Consider the following 17,228-nt stretch of genomic DNA (forward strand, 5'->3'; position numbering starts at 1 on the left):
TATAGGGATTTTCGACCCCGAGGTAAAATCAGGGTATTCCAATGCGGGATGTAAAATCAGCAACCTAAAGACAGGGCCACCCTGAGTGGCCCTTGGTTGCTCAACCCTCGTCCACCTGGATCTGGTTGGCCGGATCCAGCATGGCGGCCCGGGCGCGAATGCGGCGCTCCAGGGTCGGAATGAGATCCTTGTTGTCGAGCCGGTCCACCCGCTGACCACCCTCGTAGAAGGCGCTCTTGTTGGCCGCCCCCGCCAGACCCAGATCCGAGACCAGCGCCTCGCCCGGACCGTTCACCACGCAGCCGATGATGGAGACATCCATCGGGGTGATGATGTCTTCCAGCCGCTCTTCCAGGGCGTTGACCGTGCCGATGACGTCGAACTCCTGGCGGGAGCAGGAGGGACAGGCGATGAAATTGATGCCGCGAGAACGAATGCGCAGGGATTTCAGAATGTCGAAACCCACCTTGATCTCTTCCACCGGATCGGCGGCCAGCGAGATGCGCAGGGTGTCGCCGATGCCTTCGCTCAGCAGCATGCCAAGACCGATGGCGGACTTCACCGCGCCGGCGCGAAAACCGCCCGCTTCGGTGATACCAAGGTGCAGCGGCTGTTCAATCTGCTTGGCCAGCAGGCGATAGGCGCCGACCGCCAGGAAGACGTCGGACGCCTTGACGCTCACCTTGAAGTTGTCGAAGTTCAGGCGATCCAGATAGTCCACATGGCGCATGGCTGACTCGAGCAGCGCCTCCGGGGTCGGCTCGCCGTACTTCTCCTGAATGTCTTTCTCCAGCGAACCGCCGTTGACGCCGATGCGGATCGGGATGTTGTAGTGACGGGCACAGTCGACCACGGCGCGGACCCGCTCCTCGTTGCCGATGTTGCCCGGATTGATGCGCAGGCAATCGGCACCGTATTCGGCCACTTTCAGGGCGATACGGTAGTCGAAGTGGATATCGGCGACGATGGGAATGCGGGTCTGCTGCTTGATGAGCTTGAAGGCTTCCGCCGCTTCCATGGTGGGAACCGAGACCCGCACGATGTCGGCGCCAACCCGCTCGATCCGCTGGATCTGCTCGACGGTGGCGGCCACGTCCGTGGTCTTGGTGTTGGTCATGGTCTGCACCGTGATGGGGGCATCGCCCCCAACCGGTACATTACCGACCATGACCTGCCTGGATTTACGACGAATGATGGGAGATTCGTGAGCGGACATGGCGGACAGATTACTCCTGCGGCAGTGAGAGGCGAGCAGTCCGGCCGTTGTTGTAACGGCTCATGTCGATGGACTTGCCCTGATATTCGATATTGACGGCCATGGGCGCACCAATGATGAATTTGAGCGGCTCGGGTCCTTCCAGTACCAGTTCGTCATTGGCCTTCTTGAGGCCGCTGAACAGGGTCTTGCCCTTGGCATCCTTGACATCCAGCCAGCAGTCGGCGGTGAAGCTCATCTTCAGCTGGGGCACCTTGGCCGGCTCGCTCGTGGCGGTGTCGGCAGCCGGTTGCGTGGCAGTGGCGGCAGAGGTCGCAACAGCCGTGGTCGCCACGGCGCTGCTGGCATCGACCGGCAGGGTGGTCGCGGCGGCGCTCACCACGGGGTCAGCCGAGGTCGCGGCCGCAGCGGAAGTTGCCGGAGCAACCACAGGGTCAGCCACGTCCACCGCCGGCGGCACGGTGGCGCTCGGGGTGTTGCTGGTTGCGCCCATTTCAGTCGCGGCCAGGGCCTCGTCACCGGCGGAGCGACGCGCCGTGCTCTGCCACCACCAGGCGACGGAGAGCGCGATCAGCACCAGGATCACCAGCCAGGTAACGACCTTGAGGCGGCTGTCGTTGGCCTGCTGACGGGAGCGACGAGAGAAGCTCTGCATGTCGATGTTGTCGGGGGGAGTCAGCCCCAGCTTGTCATAAGCCGCGAGGATGGTCTCTTCCGGGATACCGACCAGCTTGGCATAAGTACGCAGATAGCCACGAATGAAGGTATGGGACGTATGCTTGTCATACGTATCCGATTCGATCGCGGCAATCAGGGTCAGACGAAGGTGAATGCGAGACGCAACCTGTTCTCGTGTCCAGCCGAGCTGTTCACGGGCGTTGCGCAGCAGCTGGCCTGGGCCAACTGCCTGGGAGTCGTCTTGAAAATCGTGTGGCTGTTCAGTAGTCATTGGCTAAGTAACGCTTGGCTTGTTGCGAAGTGGGATATTGCCTTACCAGCTCAGTCCCGAATTGGTGAAGTAGTGCCGGTTTGTCCATGGCCTGCGCCAGCCGCAATCTCAACCAGAGACTGTTCTCGTTCTCGTCTGACACATCGGCAAAACGGGCGAGATAGGCCTGCACATCAGGCAGCTTGCCATCTTTCATGGAAAGCTCCGCCATGTCCAGCAATAACCTTGGATTGCGGGGATTATACCCCAAGGCCAAGCGATAATACTCGCTTGCTTTATCATTTCTGCGATTTTGCGCGGCGCAAAGTGCCGCGTTTTCATAGGTATCGGCAATCTTGATGTAGTTGGGCTGGCTGACGGCCTGCAGGAAGGCCTTTTCCGCCTCGTCGAAGCGACCACGATTGCAAAGGAAGGCGCCATAGTTGTTCATCGCGTCAGCATTGGACGGATCCATGGCAAGGGCTTTCTTGTAGCTCTCTTCGGCCGCCTTGAAATCTTCCACCTGCTGGTAGAAGTAGGCAAAACCGACGTAAACCTGAGGGTTGGCAGGGTCATACTGCAGCGCGCGGTCAAGGTTGAACTTGGCCTGCTCGGCGTTGCCCTGTTGCAGATATTGAATACCCAAATCCAGACGGGTCTGGGCTGCCGCCTTGAGATCGGGACCCACTTCACGCTGGGTGGAATTTTGGCCAGCGTAAGTGGTCTCGGTAACACAGCCTGGCAGCGCGCAGAGCGCTGCCACTACGATCAATGTACGTGTATCCATTCCCTGACTATACAATGGCTTAGCAAGTTAAACCATTTTGACGGAAATCCCATCCTGTTGCATCCGATTTTTCATGGTGCGCTTGGTGCGATCGATCACCTCCCCCACCAGCTGGCCGCAGGCCGCATCGATGTCATCGCCACGGGTCTTGCGCACAATAACGGTGAAGCCGTACTCCATCAATACCTTGGAAAAACGGTCGATACGGCTGTTGCTCGGCTTGCCGTAGGGGTTGCCCGGGAAGGGGTTGAACGGGATCAGGTTGATCTTGCTCGGGGTATCCTTGAGCACCTTGGCCAGCTCGTGGGCATGCTGCATGTCGTCATTGATATGATCGAGCAGCACATATTCCACGGTCACCCGGCCGCCATTGGCATTGGACTTGCCGAGGTAGCGACGGACACCGGCGAGGAACTCCTCGATGTTGTACTTGTCGTTGATCGGCATGATCTCGGAGCGCAGCTTGTCGTTGGGTGCGTGCAGGGAGATGGCGAGGGCCACGTCAATCTGGTCGCCCAGCATGTCCAGTGCCGGTACCACGCCGGAGGTGGAGATGGTCACCCGGCGCTTGGAGATGCCGTAGCCGAAGTCGTCCATCATCAGGCGCATGGCCGGCACCACGTTGGCGAGGTTGAGCAGCGGCTCGCCCATCCCCATCATCACCACGTTGGTGATGGGACGCTTGCCGCCGACGATCTTGGCGGCGCGCCATACCTGGCCGATGATCTCGGAGACTTTCAGGTTGCGGTTGAAGCCTTGCTGGGCGGTAGAGCAGAACTTGCACTCCAGGGCACAGCCTACCTGGGAGGAGACGCACAGAGTCGCCCGATCCTCTTCCGGAATGTAGACGGTCTCCACTTCCTGGCCGCCGACCTGCAGCGCCCACTTGATGGTGCCGTCGGAGGAGCGCTGTTCGCGGCTCACTTCCGGCGCCCGGATCTCGGCGATCGCCTTGAGGCGCTCGCGCAGCACCTTGTTGACGTTGTTCATCTGATCGAAATCATCACAACCAAAGTGATAGATCCACTTCATCACCTGATCTGCCCGAAACGGCTTCTCGCCCAGTTCGACGAAGAAGGCGCGCATGGCATCCCGATCAAGATCCAGCAGGTTGGTTTTTGTTTCGCTCATCAAGGGCCTCAGCTCACACACTTCATAAATTATCGGCTGACCTACGTCAGGGGGCGGCATTGTACAAATTATGGGTCCGGCTTTCCACCTGGAGAATAAGTGGATATTGACCGAATGACCAAAAAACAAAAGGGAGCCGAGGCTCCCTTGGGGTTCTTTCGACAGAAATCAGCCGCGCGGGCAGATCTCGGCGTCGGAGAAGAAGTAGGCGATTTCACGGGCAGCGGAGGCCGGTGCATCGGAGCCGTGCACGGCGTTGCGGTCAATGCTCTCGGCGAAGCAGGCGCGCAGGGTGCCGGCCAGGGCCTCTTTCGGGTTGGTGGCGCCCATGATTTCACGGTGGCGACGGATGGCCTCTTCGCCTTCCAGCACCTGGATCATGACGGGGCCGGAGGTCATGAAGCTGACCAGGCCGTCATAGAAAGGCTTGCCCTGGTGCTCGGCATAGAAACCGGCGGCTTGCTCGCTGCTCATGTGCAGCATCTTGGCGGCGATGACTTTCAGGCCAGCGCTCTCGAAACGGTTGTAGATGGCACCGATCAGGTTCTTGCTGACGGCATCCGGCTTGATGATGGAGAAGGTACGTTCGATGGCCATTGAGATCTTTCCTTAACTACAGAGATTTATTGTTAGAATCCATGTTCGGCGGCGATTATACGTAAACAAAAAGCGAAATAACACACAGAAAAGCAACTTTTTATTAAACAAATCCTTCCCTAAAACAACATCACCACTCATCTTGGCCCAGGCTGGCAGGAAAAAATGTGCGCTTGTGCACGATAGTCATGTTAACCCCCTGAAACCCAGGCTATTGCTCAGCCTCCCCCTGTCGAAAGGGCACCCGCAGGTGCCCTTGTCGTTGCCTGTCAGCGGACCTCCGCCAGCAGGGTGTGAGCGATGGTGCGCATCCCCAGGGTGTTGGCCCCCGGCGCCCACAGGTTGTCGCCGTTCTCGCTGAAACAGGCGGCGAGATCGACGTGCAGCCAGCCCTGCCCCTCATTGGCGACGAAGCGGGAGAGGAAGCCCGCCGCGTTGGAGGCACCACCCGGACCGCCGCCCGGCACGGGCCGGCTGTTGGCGGTGTCGGCATAGTGGGACGGGCACTGCTGGCGATGCCAGGGTTCCAGCGGCAGCGGCCAGGTGGGTTCCTGTTCGGCATCCGCATAACCCATGGCGCGACTCACCAGCCCCTTGTCCAGTCCGAACAGGGCATTGTAACGCCCCCCCAGCGCCATCACCGCCGCCCCGGTGAGGGTCGCGGCGTCGATGACCAGCGGCGCACCGGAATCCCCGGCCAGCTGCAGGCCGTCGGCCAGCACCAGCCGCCCCTCGGCGTCGGTGTTGACGATCTCCACCGTGGTGCCGTTCTTGTAGGTGAGGATGTCGCCCAGCTTGTAGGCATGACCCGAGACCAGGTTCTCGGCGCAGCAGAGGATGAGCTTCACCCGCTTGTCGAGGCCGCGCAGAATGGCCAGCGCCAGGGCGCCGGTGACGATGGCGGCACCGCCCATGTCGTGCTTCATGGTCAGCATGCCCTGGGAGGTCTTCATGGAGTAGCCGCCGGAGTCGAAGGTGATGCCCTTGCCCACCAGGGCCGCGGCCACCGGGGCCTTGGGATCCCGACCTGGATTGAAGTCCAGCTCCAGCAGCACGGGCTCGCGCTCGCTGCCACGGCCGACCTGATAGAGACCGACCCAGCCCGCCTGCTGCAAGGCTTCCCCCTTGAGGATGCGATGACTGATCCGGTCCGGCGCCAGCTCGGTGATGAAGGCGGCAGCTTCAACCGCCAGCTCCAGCGGCCCCAGCTGTTCCGGCGTGGCATTGGTCATCTCCCGCACCCAGCGCCCGCACAGCCAGCGCGCCTCCAGCTCTTCCCGATCCTCCTCGGACGAGGTAGCCCACTGCAGCTCGACCTCCACCTAGGGGGTCTGCAGCCCTTGGGCGAAAGCCCACTGCTGCTCACGCTCCCAGTGACCGGCCAACACCACCTGCTGGATCCCCTGACTGCACAGACGCCGTGCCGCCTGCTGGATATCCAGCAAGGGGCTGGCGGTCACCAGATGGATCACCATGCCGTCGGCGCGGTGGGAGAGCAGCGCCCCCTCGCCCCACTCGGGAGCGGCAAATTCTCGGCTCAACCAGATGTTCATGCACTCACCTCCTGCAGCCAGCGGGTGTCAGATAATACGCAGGCCGTGGCGCTTTTCGCCGATTGTCCAAAGCCTTCACCAAATGCTTGATTCAGCCAGACTCTCATTCACTCACCTCCTGCAACCAGCGAGCGATGGTGCGCAGACCGTGGCCCTTGGCACCGGTCGCCCACAGGTCATTGCCCGATTTTTGATAGGAGGCTGCCAGATCCAGGTGCACCCAGCCCTTGCCTTCGTCACGCACGAAGCGCGACAGGAAAGCTGCCGCCGTAGTCGCACCTGCGGTGCCTTCGGCGGACGCCACGTTGCCCAGCTCGGCAAAGGCGGAGGTGAGCTGGCCCGCATGCCAGGGCTCCAGCGGCAGCGCCCAGGCCTGCTCGTTTTCGGCTTTGGCGGCTGCCAGCGCACGTGCCTGCTCGGCCTCATCGAGGGCAAACACGGCGTTGTAGTCGCGACCCAGCGCGGTCTTGGCGGCGCCGGTCAGGGTAGCGGCGTCGAGGATATAGGCAGCCCCGCTTTCGCTCGCGGCCAGCAGGCCGTCAGCCAGCACCAGGCGGCCTTCCGCATCGGTGTTCTGGATCTCGACCGAGATGCCGTTGCGATAGGTAAGGATGTCACCGAGCTTGAAGGCATGGCCGGAGACCAGGTTCTCGGCGCAGCAGAGGATGAGTTTGACCCGCTTGTTCAGGCCGCGGCTGATGGCCAGCGCCAGCGCGCCGGTCACCATGGCGGCGCCGCCCATGTCGGACTTCATCGGCAGCATGTTGTCGGAGGACTTCATGGAGTAGCCGCCAGAATCGAAGGTGATCCCCTTGCCCACCAGCGCCGCCAGCACGGGGGCATTGGCATCCCCGGTCGGGTTGTAGTCGAGCTCCAGCAGCACCGGCTCGCGCTCGCTGCCGCGGCCCACCGACCAGATCCCGATATGACCGGCCTCCTGCAGCGCCTCCCCGGCGGTAATACGGGCGGTCACCTTGTCACCGGCGAGACTGCGGATGAGCAGCAGGGCGGATTCCGCCAGGCTCATGGGGTAGATCTCCTGCGGGCAGCCGTTGGTCACTTCACGCACCCAGCGGGTCGCTTTGAGCAAAGCCGCCAGCTCGACGGCCTCCTGGTCGCTCTGCTCGCCGAAATCAAGCTCGCGAACCCCCTTGGCGGCATAGAAGCCCTGGGCAAAGGCGTAGCGACGCTCCCCATTCCAGCCCTCACCCACCAGCTTGATGCGCTTCATACCGCTCGACTCGAGGCGTCTGGCAGCGCGCTGGATGGCGCGCAGCGCCTCCTTCTCCTGGCCGCTGCCCAGATGGAGATGGGCTTCGTCGCCGTTGAAACTGAGCAGGGCACCCTCGCCCCAGTGGGCGGCGGCAGCCTGGGAAGACAACCGTACGTTCATCATGTCAGCCATGTTCTCTTGCTTCCTTTTTATTGGCACTTTCATCAACGAATAGGGAAATCACGGGCACAAAAAAGGCCGCTCCCTCAAGGGTCACGGCCTTCACCATATCATTACTGCACCACGAGATGCTGCACGCGCAATTCACTCATGTGTAATTAAGGGGTCATCAGTGGCGCTCAGACGCCAGATTCAGGGTGTACTTGGGCAGTTCCACCACCAGATCCTCGTCCGCCAGTCTGGCCTGGCAGCTGAGACGGGATTCCGGCTCCAGCCCCCACGCCTTGTCCAGCATGTCGTCTTCCAGCTCGTCGCTCGGCTCGAGGGAGTCGAAGCCTTCCCGCACCACGCAGTGGCAGGTGGTGCAGGCGCAGGACTTCTCGCAGGCGTGCTCGATCTCGATGCCGTTGCGCAGCGCGATGTCCAGAATGGTTTCACCGGTCGCGCCTTCGAGGGCCGCGCCGTCCGGACAGAGCTCGGGATGGGGCAGAATAATCAGTTTTGGCATATTACACCTTGTTGACGTTTTGTCCGGTCAGCACCTTGCGGATGGAGGCATCCATCCGGCGGGCTGCAAACTCGCCACTGGCAGCGTCCGCCGCCTCGATGGCCTCTTTGATCTGGTTGGTGGTGCCCGTGCTGCGCATGGTCAGCAGATGGGCGATGGCGGCATCCAGCTCGGCCCGCTCGGCGGGGCTCAATAAAGCCTCGCCATCGGCGGCCAGCGCGGCGTTGAGGCTCTCGACTACACGGTCGGCCTCGACCTGCTGCTCGGCCAGCATGCGGGCGTCCATGTCCTGCTGGGCGTTGGCAATGGAGGCGCTCAGCATGTTGAGGATGTCATCCTCACCCAGTCCATAGGAGGGCTTGACCTGGATCTCGGCCTGCACGCCGGAGGATTTCTCCATGGCGCTGACCGACAGCAGACCGTCCGCATCCACCTGGAAGGTGACGCGGATGTGGGCCGCCCCCGCCGCCATGGGCGGTATACCGGTCAGGGTGAAGCGGGCCAAGGATCGGCAATCGGCCACCAGCTCGCGCTCGCCCTGCACCACGTGGATCGCCATCGCGGTCTGGCCATCCTTGAAGGTGGTGAACTCCTGGGCGCGGGCCACCGGAATGGTGGTATTGCGCGGGATCACCTTCTCGGCGAGGCCGCCCATGGTCTCAAGACCCAGGGAGAGCGGAATGACGTCCAGCAGCAGCATCTCGGCGTCAGGCTTGTTGCCCACCAGGATGTCGGCCTGGATGGCGGCTCCGATGGCCACCACCTTGTCGGGATCGATGCTGGTCAAGGGCGGACGCTGGAAGAACTCGCCCACCAGCTCGCGCACCAGCGGCACTCGGGTCGAACCACCGACCATCACCACTTCCAGCACCTCCTCCTGCTCGAGCCCCGCATCGCGCAGGGCGCGGCGGCAGGCCAGCAGGGTGCGCTTGACCAGCGGCTGGATCAGCTGGTCAAACTGGCTGCGGGTGACAGAGCCCTGCCAGCCGGCAAAGGTGCAGGGAACGGCGTCGGCGTCGGTCAGACCGTGTTTGACCGCGGCGGCCACATCCAGCAGCTCGCGCTGCAGACGGGCATCCAGCTCGCCAGTCAAACCGGCTTGTTCTTTCAACCAGTCTGCCAGCAGGTGATCGAAATCATCGCCGCCCAGGGCCGAATCGCCACCGGTGGCCATCACTTCAAACACCCCGCGATGCAGGCGCAGGATGGAGATATCGAAGGTACCGCCACCCAGATCGTAGACGGCGATCACCCCTTCCTGACCGGAGTCGAGGCCATAGGCGATGGCGGCGGCGGTCGGTTCGTTGAGCAGGCGCAGCACGTGCAGGCCGGCCAGGCGGGCCGCATCCTTGGTGCCCTGGCGCTGGGCGTCATCGAAATAGGCGGGCACTGTGATGACCACGCCGTCGAGATCGCCACCCAGGGCGGCAGCGCCCCGCTCGGCCAGTTTCTTGAGGATCTCGGCCGAGACCTGAACCGGGTTGACCAGCCCTTGACGGGTCTGCAGTTGCGGCATGCCGTTGTCGGCCGCCACGAATTGATAGGGTTGCTGGCGGGTATCGATGTCGGCCAGCGCCTTGCCCATCATCCGCTTGGCGGAAACGATGGTGTTGTGGGGGTCGAGGGCGGCCTCGCGCTTGGCATCGACGCCGACCCGGATGGTGTCAGCCTGGTAATGCACGACGGAGGGCAGCAGATCACGCCCCTGCTCGTCGCAGAGGGTATCGGCCTGACCGCTGCGCACGGCGGCGACCAGCGAGTTGGTGGTGCCAAGATCGATGCCAACGGCACGTTTGTGCTGATGAGGTGCGGCGCTCTGGCCGGGCTCGGCGATTTGCAGTAATGCCATGGGTAATCAAACTTCCAGCGTTAAAGGATCAAGACTCGAACAGCGAGTCTTCGAATCGTTCCAGCTCCTCGAGGAGCTTGTCGACAAACTTGAGTTTGCGAACACAATCAGCCGCTCGCGGATCCTCGCCGGTGGCGAGGGCCTGGGTCAGCTGCTGCATCAACAACTGGTGATCATGCCTGATCTCCTGGCGAAAATCCTTGATGGCACGCTCAGGGTCAGTCTCCCCTTTCAGGTCGGCCAGCCGCTCGCGCCACTCCAGTTGCTGCATCAGAAACGCGGTATCTTGCAACGTCTGTTGCTCGCCACGAAGTTCGGTGCCACGCAGGGAGAGCAGGTACTCGGCTCGGCGCAGGGGCGCCTTGAGGGTAGTGAAGGCATCGTTGATCTGGGCGGCACGTTGCACCGCAGCCAGCTGCTCCCGCTCGGGGGCGGTGGCAAAACGATCGGGATGAAACTGGGTTTGCAACTGGCGGTAGGTCTCTGCCAGCTGACGGGTATCGAGCTCGAAGCCTTCAACCAGCCCAAACAGCTCGAAATAATTCATGCAGACCTCTTAGACACTGATGCTGCCCCCATGCCGCTCGCGCTCAGGTGGGCGAAGCGGCATGGTTGAACCGGCCGTGGCCGGCCAGTTCAACGGACAAGCGATCATGTGTTGCACACATCTCAGACACTGAAGCTTTCGCCGCAACCACACTCGCCCTTGGCGTTGGGGTTGTTGAACTGGAAGCCCTCGTTGAGGCCCTCCTTGACGAAATCCAGTTCGGTGCCATCCAGGTGGATCAGACTCTTGGCATCGACGATGATCTTGACCCCATCCTGCTCGAATACCTGATCTTCATCTGCCAGCTCATCGACGAACTCGAGCACATAGGCAAGACCCGAGCAGCCGGTGGTCTTGACGCCGAGGCGCAGGCCGATGCCCTTGCCCCGGTTGGTCAGAAACGAGGAAACCCGTGCCGCTGCGGCATCTGTCATGGTAATGGCCATACTGCGCTCCTGACCTTAGAGACCTTTCTTCTGCTTGTAATCGGCGATGGCGGCCTTGATGGCATCCTCGGCCAGAATGGAGCAGTGGATCTTCACCGGCGGCAGCGCCAGCTCTTCGGCGATGTCGGTGTTCTTGATACCGGCAGCTTCATCCAGGGTCTTGCCCTTGACCCACTCGGTCACCAGGGAGCTGGAGGCGATGGCGGAACCACAACCGTAGGTCTTGAACTTGGCATCTTCGATGATGCCGTCGTCGCTGATCTTCAGCTGCAGCTTCATCACGTCACCACAGGCCGGTGCACCGACCATGCCAGTAGCGATGCTGGGATCGTTCTTGTCGAAGCCGCCTACGTTACGGGGGTTCTCGTAGTGGTCGATTACTTTTTCACTGTAAGCCATATCTAACTCCTGCTAATTCCGTTGAACACCGATCCCGCAGATCAGTGATGAGCCCATTCGACCGTGTTCAGATCGACGCCGTCCTTGTACATCTCCCACAGGGGAGACATCTCGCGCAGACGACCGATGGAGTCACGGATAAGCTTGATTGCGTAATCAATCTCTTCCTCGGTGGTGAAGCGACCCATGCTGAAACGGATGGAGCTGTGCGCCAGCTCGTCGTTCAGGCCCAGTGCGCGCAGCACGTAGGAGGGCTCCAGGCTGGCCGAGGTACAGGCAGAGCCAGAAGAGACCGCCAGATCCTTCAGCGCCATGATGAGGGATTCCCCTTCCACATAAGCGAAGCTGACGTTGAGGTTGCCCGGTACCCGCTGTTCCAGGTCACCGTTGATGTAGACCTCTTCGATATCCTTTATGCCGTCCCACAGACGCTGACGCAGGGCCATGATGCGCTGACCTTCGCTCACCATCTCTTCTTTGGCGATGCGGAAGGCTTCGCCCATGCCGACGATCTGGTGAGTCGGCAGGGTGCCGGAACGCATGCCGCGCTCATGGCCACCACCGTGCATCTGGGCTTCCAGGCGCACACGCGGCTTGCGGCGCACGTAGAGGGCACCAATGCCTTTCGGGCCGTATACCTTGTGGGCGGACATGGAGAGCAGGTCAACCTTGAGCGCTTCCACGTCGACCGGGATTTTGCCCACGCTCTGTACTGCATCCACGTGCAGCAGGATTTTGCGGGAACGGCACAGCTCGCCGATGGCGGCGATGTTCTGCACCACGCCGATCTCGTTGTTGACATGCATGATGCTGACCAGGATGGTGTCATCACGCAGGGCGCCTTCGATCTGTTCCAGGGTGAACAGGCCATTGGGCATCGGCTCGAGGTAGGTTACCTCATAGCCTTCACGCTCCAGCTGGCGACAGGTATCCAGTACCGCCTTGTGTTCGGTCTTGGAGGTAACGATGTGCTTGCCCTTGCCGGCGTAGAAATGGGCAACGCCCTTGATGGCGAGGTTGTTGGATTCAGTCGCACCGGAGGTGAAGACGATCTCGCGCGGGTCGGCACCGATCAGCTCTGCCACTTGATTACGGGCCAGATCGACCGCCTCTTCGGCTTGCCAGCCAAAGCGGTGGGAACGGGAAGCTGGATTGCCAAACAGGCCATCCATGGTGAGACACTGCATCATTTTTTCTGCGACACGCGGGTCCACCGGACAGGTTGCCGAATAATCAAGGTAAATAGGCAGTTTCATGTTTTTCTCCGTTACAGCCAGGGTCATACATCGACCAGCTGTGGAAAGCACGTTTGTTTATAGTTGGACTTTCAAGCTCACATCGCCGCGTTCCGCCCGGTCTACCAGGGACAACACGGTTTTCATTTGTTCATCTTGCTTGCCGGCAATCCGGCGCACATCGGCCTGATCAACCAGCTCGGCCAGGGTGATGTCCCCCAGGAAGCTGGAGATCCGCTCGCTCAGGTCACGCCACAGGGAGTGAGTGAGGCACTGGGTGCCGCCGTGGCAGCCGCCCTTGCCGAGGCACTTGGTGGCATCCACCGATTCGTCGACCGCGGTGATCACCTGACCGACCGAGATGGCATTCGGCGCCAGACCGAGGCGATAACCGCCGCCCGGGCCACGCACGCTGCTCACCAGGCCATGCTTGCGCAGGCGGGCAAACAGCTGCTCCAGATAGGACAAGGAGATGCCCTGGCGCTCCGAAATATCAGCCAGGGGCACGGGCCCCTGCTCTGCATGCAACGCCACGTCGAGCATGGCAGTCACAGCGTAACGTCCTTTTGAGGTCAGTCTCATATGCCTTACCGTTTTGCGAACCAATCAATATGAGCATATGGTCACATACCCGACTAAATCAGTCAAGTATTTGGTTGAGTAATCCAGTCGGGTTTAATCCTGCGGTCTCGGTTTTTGCACCGAGGTCAGAATGCCGCGCAAGATATTGAGTTCCACCGCCTCCGGACGAGCCCGGTTGAACAGGCGGCGCAACTTGCTCATCACCTGCCCCGGATGATCATCGGCGATGAAGCCGGTCTTGAGCAGCGTCTGCTCCAGGTGCTGATAGAAGCCTTCCAGCTGCTCGGCGCTGGGATAATCCACCGCCATGTCGGTCTCGCCGATCTGTTCCTGCTGCAGCCAGTGCATTCGCACCTCATAGCAGAGGGTCTGCACCGCCATGGCCAGGTTGAGAGAGCTGTACTCCGGGTTGGCCGGAATGGCCACGTGGTAGTGGCACTTTTGCAGCTCGTCGTTGGTCAGGCCGGTGCGTTCACGGCCAAATACCAGCGCCACCGGATGCTGCATCCCCTCGGTTACCAGCTTCTCGCCCGCTTCGCGAGGGTCGAGCATGGGCCAGCTCAGGGTACGGGAGCGGGCACTGGTACCGATGACCAGACCACAATCCGCAATGGCTTCATCCAGGGTCGACACGATACGGGCATTGGCCAGCAGATCGCTGGCACCGGCGGCCAGCGCATAGGCGTTGTCATCGGGCTGTGCTTGCGGATCAACCAGTACCATCTGGCTCAAGCCCATGGTCTTCATGGCGCGCGCCGCAGAGCCCATGTTGCCGGTGTGAGAAGTGTTTACCAACACGATACGAATCTGATCCAACATGCCCAGTCAATCTTCAGTCAAAAATGGCGCGCAATTGTAACATAGCCAATCGCTATTTTGGCACCGTAAATGGCGCGCCAATTCACAACAATGACGCCGTTTTGCAGAACAAAGCGGTATGAGGCGGGTGCGCTGACTGGCTAGACTTGAAGGATGGGAAGGTGAAAAGTGGAGGCAACATGTGCCCACGCTGGCTTTATGAGAGGTTGCCGGTCTGCTATCTGCTGATGGCGGTCGGCATCATCCTGCTCAGCCACTCCCCGCTGCTCTGGCTGGCGGGTACCTTGCTGTTTGTCGCAGGCGCCACCGTCTGGATGATGCGGTCCAGCTATCGGCGTACCGATCTGGTCATCTTCCCGACCAAACGCTGGTTCCAGCCGGAGTGGCTCTACGAAGCCCAGCCGTTCATCTGGCTGGCGCTGGGTCTGCTGCTATCGCGCCTTCCCAGCGCCGGCGCCCTGCTGGCTCTGCTGCCCTGCCTGTGGGCCTGTCGCTGCCTGTGGGCCCGCAATCACTACCGCCACCATGCCGATGGGCTGGTCTCACAGCTGAGGCGCAACCCCACCCGCCGGCGCAGAGTGCGCCTCTTGCGCTGATCCCGTCTTCGCCCGCTCGATGAAGGTGGCGAGATCCAGCAAGGGATAACGCACCAGGCTTGGCAAACCGTCCAGATCCAGGCTGTCCATCAGGTTTTTCACCTCCAGACCCAGCTCGGTGTTCCCTTCAATCTTCAGTTTGCGCTGGAAAAAGAGAGAGTCGGGATCTTCCTTGCGCCCGGCAATCAGAATGAGATCGTTGGTGGTGCCGCTGAAACAGACATCGGCCTGTTCGCAATGGCGAGCCACCACCAGCTTGCCATCCTGCTCGCTGATGAACCAGCACAGCTCCAGATCCGAGACTTCCACCTTGAGCCACTTGCCCGCCAGAAATTCAAAGTCGCCATCTGCGATGGCCTCTTTGAACACGCTGGCCAGCAGGCGCTCCATCAGGCTCTGCTGCAAGGAAAATGGCACCAGCTTGAGAGGATGGCGCAGAATGCGGGGAGCCTGTTCGACCAGGCGACGTTGCAGTTGTTGAAACACGATAAACTCCCAGTTTTTTGCGCATTCAAGCACAGGGCCGCAGCCATGATCCTGTTGGAAATCAAACTTGTGCCCACTTACCTCAAGAAGGGTAAAGCCACACAAAGCTGCCTCAGGTCAAAAAGTGGAAGGACGCCGGTGAATACAATCGGGCCACTTTTGCATTTTTTGCCCTCTCGGAGCGTACCCGATGGAATTACTCTGTCCGGCAGGCAGTTTGCCGGCACTGAAAACAGCCGTGGATAACGGGGCCGATGCGGTCTATATCGGCTTCAAGGATGACACCAATGCCCGCCATTTCGCCGGGCTCAACTTCACCGACAGCAAGCTGGAGAAAGCGGTCGACTATGTGCACCAGCATGGCCGCAAACTGCACATCGCCATCAACACCTTCGCCCACCCGGGCTCCGATGCCCGCTGGCAGCAAGCGGTGGACAAGGGCGCCGCACTGGGGGCCGATGCCCTGATCATCGCCGACCTCGCCGTGCTCGACTATGCCAGCCGCCGTTACCCGGATTTGGAGCTGCACGTCTCGGTGCAGGCCAGTGCCACCAACGCCGCCGCCATCCGCTTCTACCAGCAGCACTTCAACGTCGGTCGGGTGGTGTTGCCCCGCGTCCTCTCCATGCATCAGGTGAGGCAGCTGGCCCGCGAGACCGACGTCGGCCTCGAGGTGTTCGCCTTCGGCAGCCTCTGCATCATGGCGGAGGGGCGCTGCTACCTCTCCTCCTACATGACCGGCGAGAGCCCCAATACCGTCGGTGCCTGCTCACCGGCCAAGTTCGTGCGCTGGGAAGAAACCCCGAGCGGCCTCGAGTCTCGCCTCAACGAGGTGCTGATCGACCGCTACGGCCCGGGGGAAAACGCCGGCTACCCGACCCTGTGCAAGGGCCGCTTCGAGGTGGATGGCCAGACCTACCACGCGCTGGAGGAGCCCACCAGCCTCAACACCCTTGGCCTCTTGCCCGAGCTGTTCCAGACCGGTATCCAGTCGGTCAAGATAGAGGGACGCCAACGCAGCCCCGCCTACGTGGAGCAAGTCACCCGGGTCTGGCGCGCCGCCATCGACGCCTATCAGGCCAATCCGGAGGCCTATCAGGTCAAGGCCGAGTGGGATGCCCAGCTCGCCCGCGTCTCCGAGGGGAGCCAGACCACCCTCGGTGCCTACCATCGCCAGTGGCAATAAGGAGCCCTGTTCATGAAATTCTCTCTCGGCCCCCTGCTCTTCTACTGGCCCAAGGCCGACACCCAGGGCTTCTATCAGGCGGCGGCCGCCAGCCAGGCCGACATCGTCTATCTGGGGGAAACCGTCTGCAGCAAGCGCCGTGAACTGAAAGTGGACGACTGGATTGCCCTCGCCCGTCAGGTGGCCGGCTCGGGCAAGCAGGCGGTGCTCTCCACGCTGGCGCTCATCTCCGCCCCCTCCGAGCTCAAGGAGGTCAAGCGACTGGTCGACAACGGCGAACTGATGATCGAGGCCAATGATCTGGGGGCTGTCCAGCTCGCCAGCGAAGCCGGGCTGCCGTTCGTCTGCGGCCCCGCCATCAACGCCTACAATGCCGACGTGCTGCGCATGCTGCTCACACAGGGGATGCAGCGCTGGGTGATGCCGGTGGAGCTCTCCCGCGACTGGCTGGTGCAGCTCAATCAGGATCTGGGCAGTGCCCGCCAGCAGTTCGAGGTGGAGGTGTTCGCCTACGGCCACCTGCCGCTCGCCTACTCGGCGCGCTGCTTCACCGCCCGCTCCCTCGACCGGCCCAAGGACAACTGCGAACTGGCCTGCATCGACTACCCCACCGGCCGGCTTGCCAGCAGCCGCGAGGGGCAGAAGGTGTTCAACCTCAACGGCATCCAGACCCAGTCCGGTTACTGCTACAACCTGGGCAACGATCTGGCCGGGATGGAGGGGCTGGTCGATGTGGTGCGCCTCTCCCCCGAGGGGCTGGACACCCTGACGATGCTGGACCGCTTCAAGGCCAACCAGCAGGGCCAGGCTCCCCTGCCCCTGCAGCAGGAGCGCGACTGCAACGGCTACTGGCGCCAGATCCCCGGCATGATGCTGGCGCAGTGAGCCGGCGGCATACCATCTGCCGAGGGTGACTCACACCGTCGCGTCTGACACCCGGACAGCAAAAAGGCCTCGCAATGAGGCCTTT

General features: G+C 61.6%; 18 protein-coding genes and 1 pseudogene. 3 read left to right on the forward strand and 16 right to left on the reverse strand.

Annotated features, from left to right (window positions below; translation table 11 throughout):
- Positions 1–100: 100 nt before the first annotated feature.
- The 15 genes and pseudogenes from ispG to trmJ all read right to left on the reverse strand — a co-directional run bounded on the left by ispG (position 101) and on the right by trmJ (position 13,990).
- The gene (gene ispG / locus C2U40_RS12270) at positions 101–1,216 is read right to left on the reverse strand and encodes a flavodoxin-dependent (E)-4-hydroxy-3-methylbut-2-enyl-diphosphate synthase (RefSeq protein ID WP_103827186.1); all 1,116 of its coding nucleotides are present in this window, start codon (positions 1,214–1,216) and stop codon (positions 101–103) included.
- 10 nt (positions 1,217–1,226) lie between these two features.
- Entirely contained in the window at positions 1,227–2,165 is a 939-nt protein-coding gene (locus C2U40_RS12275; protein WP_103827187.1) for a RodZ domain-containing protein, read from the reverse strand.
- Positions 2,155–2,946, reverse strand: coding sequence for a PilW family type IVa pilus biogenesis/stability lipoprotein TapF (tapF, locus tag C2U40_RS12280; RefSeq protein WP_011705643.1), 792 nt, complete (start codon positions 2,944–2,946; stop codon positions 2,155–2,157). Before tapF ends, C2U40_RS12275 begins: the two co-directional genes overlap by 11 nt.
- A 12-nt stretch (positions 2,947–2,958) precedes the next feature.
- Entirely contained in the window at positions 2,959–4,062 is a 1,104-nt protein-coding gene (locus tag C2U40_RS12285) for a bifunctional tRNA (adenosine(37)-C2)-methyltransferase TrmG/ribosomal RNA large subunit methyltransferase RlmN (protein WP_011705642.1), read from the reverse strand.
- 168 nt (positions 4,063–4,230) lie between these two features.
- Positions 4,231–4,659 carry a nucleoside-diphosphate kinase gene (ndk, locus tag C2U40_RS12290; RefSeq protein WP_011705641.1) on the reverse strand — a complete coding sequence of 143 codons (429 nt, stop codon included), beginning with the start codon at positions 4,657–4,659 and terminating at the stop codon, positions 4,231–4,233.
- A 269-nt stretch (positions 4,660–4,928) separates the two neighbouring features.
- Positions 4,929–6,212: pseudogene (gene pepB / locus C2U40_RS12295) on the reverse strand (aminopeptidase PepB).
- Positions 6,213–6,315: 103 nt separating this feature from the next.
- Positions 6,316–7,617: an aminopeptidase PepB gene (pepB, locus tag C2U40_RS12300; RefSeq protein WP_103827188.1), complete on the reverse strand. Its 1,302-nt coding sequence runs from the start codon at positions 7,615–7,617 to the stop codon at positions 6,316–6,318.
- A gap of 157 nt (positions 7,618–7,774) precedes the next feature.
- Positions 7,775–8,113 carry an ISC system 2Fe-2S type ferredoxin gene (fdx, locus tag C2U40_RS12305; RefSeq protein WP_005299781.1) on the reverse strand — a complete coding sequence of 113 codons (339 nt, stop codon included), beginning with the start codon at positions 8,111–8,113 and terminating at the stop codon, positions 7,775–7,777.
- Position 8,114: 1 nt separating this feature from the next.
- Complete coding sequence (gene hscA, locus C2U40_RS12310) at positions 8,115–9,962, reverse strand: Fe-S protein assembly chaperone HscA (protein WP_049049100.1); 1,848 nt, start codon at positions 9,960–9,962, stop codon at positions 8,115–8,117.
- A gap of 28 nt (positions 9,963–9,990) precedes the next feature.
- Positions 9,991–10,509, reverse strand: coding sequence for a co-chaperone HscB (gene hscB / locus C2U40_RS12315; RefSeq protein ID WP_016350399.1), 519 nt, complete (start codon positions 10,507–10,509; stop codon positions 9,991–9,993).
- A gap of 122 nt (positions 10,510–10,631) precedes the next feature.
- Entirely contained in the window at positions 10,632–10,955 is a 324-nt protein-coding gene (gene iscA, locus C2U40_RS12320) for an iron-sulfur cluster assembly protein IscA (protein ID WP_011705636.1), read from the reverse strand.
- A 15-nt stretch (positions 10,956–10,970) separates the two neighbouring features.
- Positions 10,971–11,354, reverse strand: a complete 384-nt coding sequence (gene iscU / locus C2U40_RS12325) for a Fe-S cluster assembly scaffold IscU (RefSeq protein WP_005299770.1) — start codon at positions 11,352–11,354, stop codon at positions 10,971–10,973.
- Positions 11,355–11,395: 41 nt separating this feature from the next.
- Positions 11,396–12,610 carry an IscS subfamily cysteine desulfurase gene (locus C2U40_RS12330; protein WP_005299763.1) on the reverse strand — a complete coding sequence of 405 codons (1,215 nt, stop codon included), beginning with the start codon at positions 12,608–12,610 and terminating at the stop codon, positions 11,396–11,398.
- A gap of 57 nt (positions 12,611–12,667) precedes the next feature.
- Positions 12,668–13,171, reverse strand: coding sequence for a Fe-S cluster assembly transcriptional regulator IscR (gene iscR, locus C2U40_RS12335; RefSeq protein WP_011705634.1), 504 nt, complete (start codon positions 13,169–13,171; stop codon positions 12,668–12,670).
- A 93-nt stretch (positions 13,172–13,264) separates the two neighbouring features.
- Positions 13,265–13,990 (reverse strand): tRNA (cytosine(32)/uridine(32)-2'-O)-methyltransferase TrmJ, encoded by a 726-nt coding sequence (trmJ, locus tag C2U40_RS12340; RefSeq protein WP_103827189.1) that lies wholly within the window; start codon positions 13,988–13,990, stop codon positions 13,265–13,267.
- Positions 13,991–14,169: 179 nt separating this feature from the next.
- Here trmJ and C2U40_RS12345 point away from each other — a divergent pair, with 179 nt between their 5' ends.
- Positions 14,170–14,586, forward strand: coding sequence for a hypothetical protein (locus C2U40_RS12345; protein ID WP_103827190.1), 417 nt, complete (start codon positions 14,170–14,172; stop codon positions 14,584–14,586).
- On the opposite strand, the gene ubiT is transcribed toward C2U40_RS12345, so the two are convergent.
- On the reverse strand, positions 14,533–15,072 hold the full coding sequence (gene ubiT / locus C2U40_RS12350; RefSeq protein ID WP_103827222.1) for a ubiquinone anaerobic biosynthesis accessory factor UbiT: 540 nt from the start codon (positions 15,070–15,072) through the stop codon (positions 14,533–14,535). The two genes, C2U40_RS12345 and ubiT, sit on opposite strands and share 54 nt — an antisense overlap.
- 190 nt (positions 15,073–15,262) lie before the next feature.
- On the opposite strand from ubiT, the gene ubiU reads away from it, so the two are divergent.
- Both ubiU and C2U40_RS12360 read left to right on the forward strand, forming a co-directional pair.
- On the forward strand, positions 15,263–16,258 hold the full coding sequence (ubiU, locus tag C2U40_RS12355) for a ubiquinone anaerobic biosynthesis protein UbiU (protein ID WP_017410222.1): 996 nt from the start codon (positions 15,263–15,265) through the stop codon (positions 16,256–16,258).
- A gap of 12 nt (positions 16,259–16,270) precedes the next feature.
- Complete coding sequence (locus C2U40_RS12360) at positions 16,271–17,143, forward strand: U32 family peptidase (protein ID WP_103827191.1); 873 nt, start codon at positions 16,271–16,273, stop codon at positions 17,141–17,143.
- Positions 17,144–17,228 lie beyond the last annotated feature (85 nt).

The organism is Aeromonas sp. ASNIH4 (genome assembly GCF_002934425.1).
GTDB lineage: Bacteria > Pseudomonadota > Gammaproteobacteria > Enterobacterales > Aeromonadaceae > Aeromonas > Aeromonas hydrophila.

Coding starts and splice junctions, on each gene's coding strand:
- ndk (WP_011705641.1), bottom strand. CDS start 4,659: ATGGCCATCGAACGTACCTTCTCCATCATCAAGCCGGATGCCGTCAGC.
- ubiU (WP_017410222.1), top strand. CDS start 15,263: ATGGAATTACTCTGTCCGGCAGGCAGTTTGCCGGCACTGAAAACAGCC.
- C2U40_RS12360 (WP_103827191.1), top strand. CDS start 16,271: ATGAAATTCTCTCTCGGCCCCCTGCTCTTCTACTGGCCCAAGGCCGAC.
- pepB (WP_103827188.1), bottom strand. CDS start 7,617: ATGGCTGACATGATGAACGTACGGTTGTCTTCCCAGGCTGCCGCCGCC.
- hscB (WP_016350399.1), bottom strand. CDS start 10,509: ATGAATTATTTCGAGCTGTTTGGGCTGGTTGAAGGCTTCGAGCTCGAT.
- C2U40_RS12330 (WP_005299763.1), bottom strand. CDS start 12,610: ATGAAACTGCCTATTTACCTTGATTATTCGGCAACCTGTCCGGTGGAC.
- trmJ (WP_103827189.1), bottom strand. CDS start 13,990: ATGTTGGATCAGATTCGTATCGTGTTGGTAAACACTTCTCACACCGGC.
- fdx (WP_005299781.1), bottom strand. CDS start 8,113: ATGCCAAAACTGATTATTCTGCCCCATCCCGAGCTCTGTCCGGACGGC.
- iscR (WP_011705634.1), bottom strand. CDS start 13,171: ATGAGACTGACCTCAAAAGGACGTTACGCTGTGACTGCCATGCTCGAC.
- hscA (WP_049049100.1), bottom strand. CDS start 9,962: ATGGCATTACTGCAAATCGCCGAGCCCGGCCAGAGCGCCGCACCTCAT.
- C2U40_RS12275 (WP_103827187.1), bottom strand. CDS start 2,165: ATGACTACTGAACAGCCACACGATTTTCAAGACGACTCCCAGGCAGTT.
- iscU (WP_005299770.1), bottom strand. CDS start 11,354: ATGGCTTACAGTGAAAAAGTAATCGACCACTACGAGAACCCCCGTAAC.
- C2U40_RS12345 (WP_103827190.1), top strand. CDS start 14,170: ATGTGCCCACGCTGGCTTTATGAGAGGTTGCCGGTCTGCTATCTGCTG.
- iscA (WP_011705636.1), bottom strand. CDS start 10,955: ATGGCCATTACCATGACAGATGCCGCAGCGGCACGGGTTTCCTCGTTT.
- C2U40_RS12285 (WP_011705642.1), bottom strand. CDS start 4,062: ATGAGCGAAACAAAAACCAACCTGCTGGATCTTGATCGGGATGCCATG.
- ispG (WP_103827186.1), bottom strand. CDS start 1,216: ATGTCCGCTCACGAATCTCCCATCATTCGTCGTAAATCCAGGCAGGTC.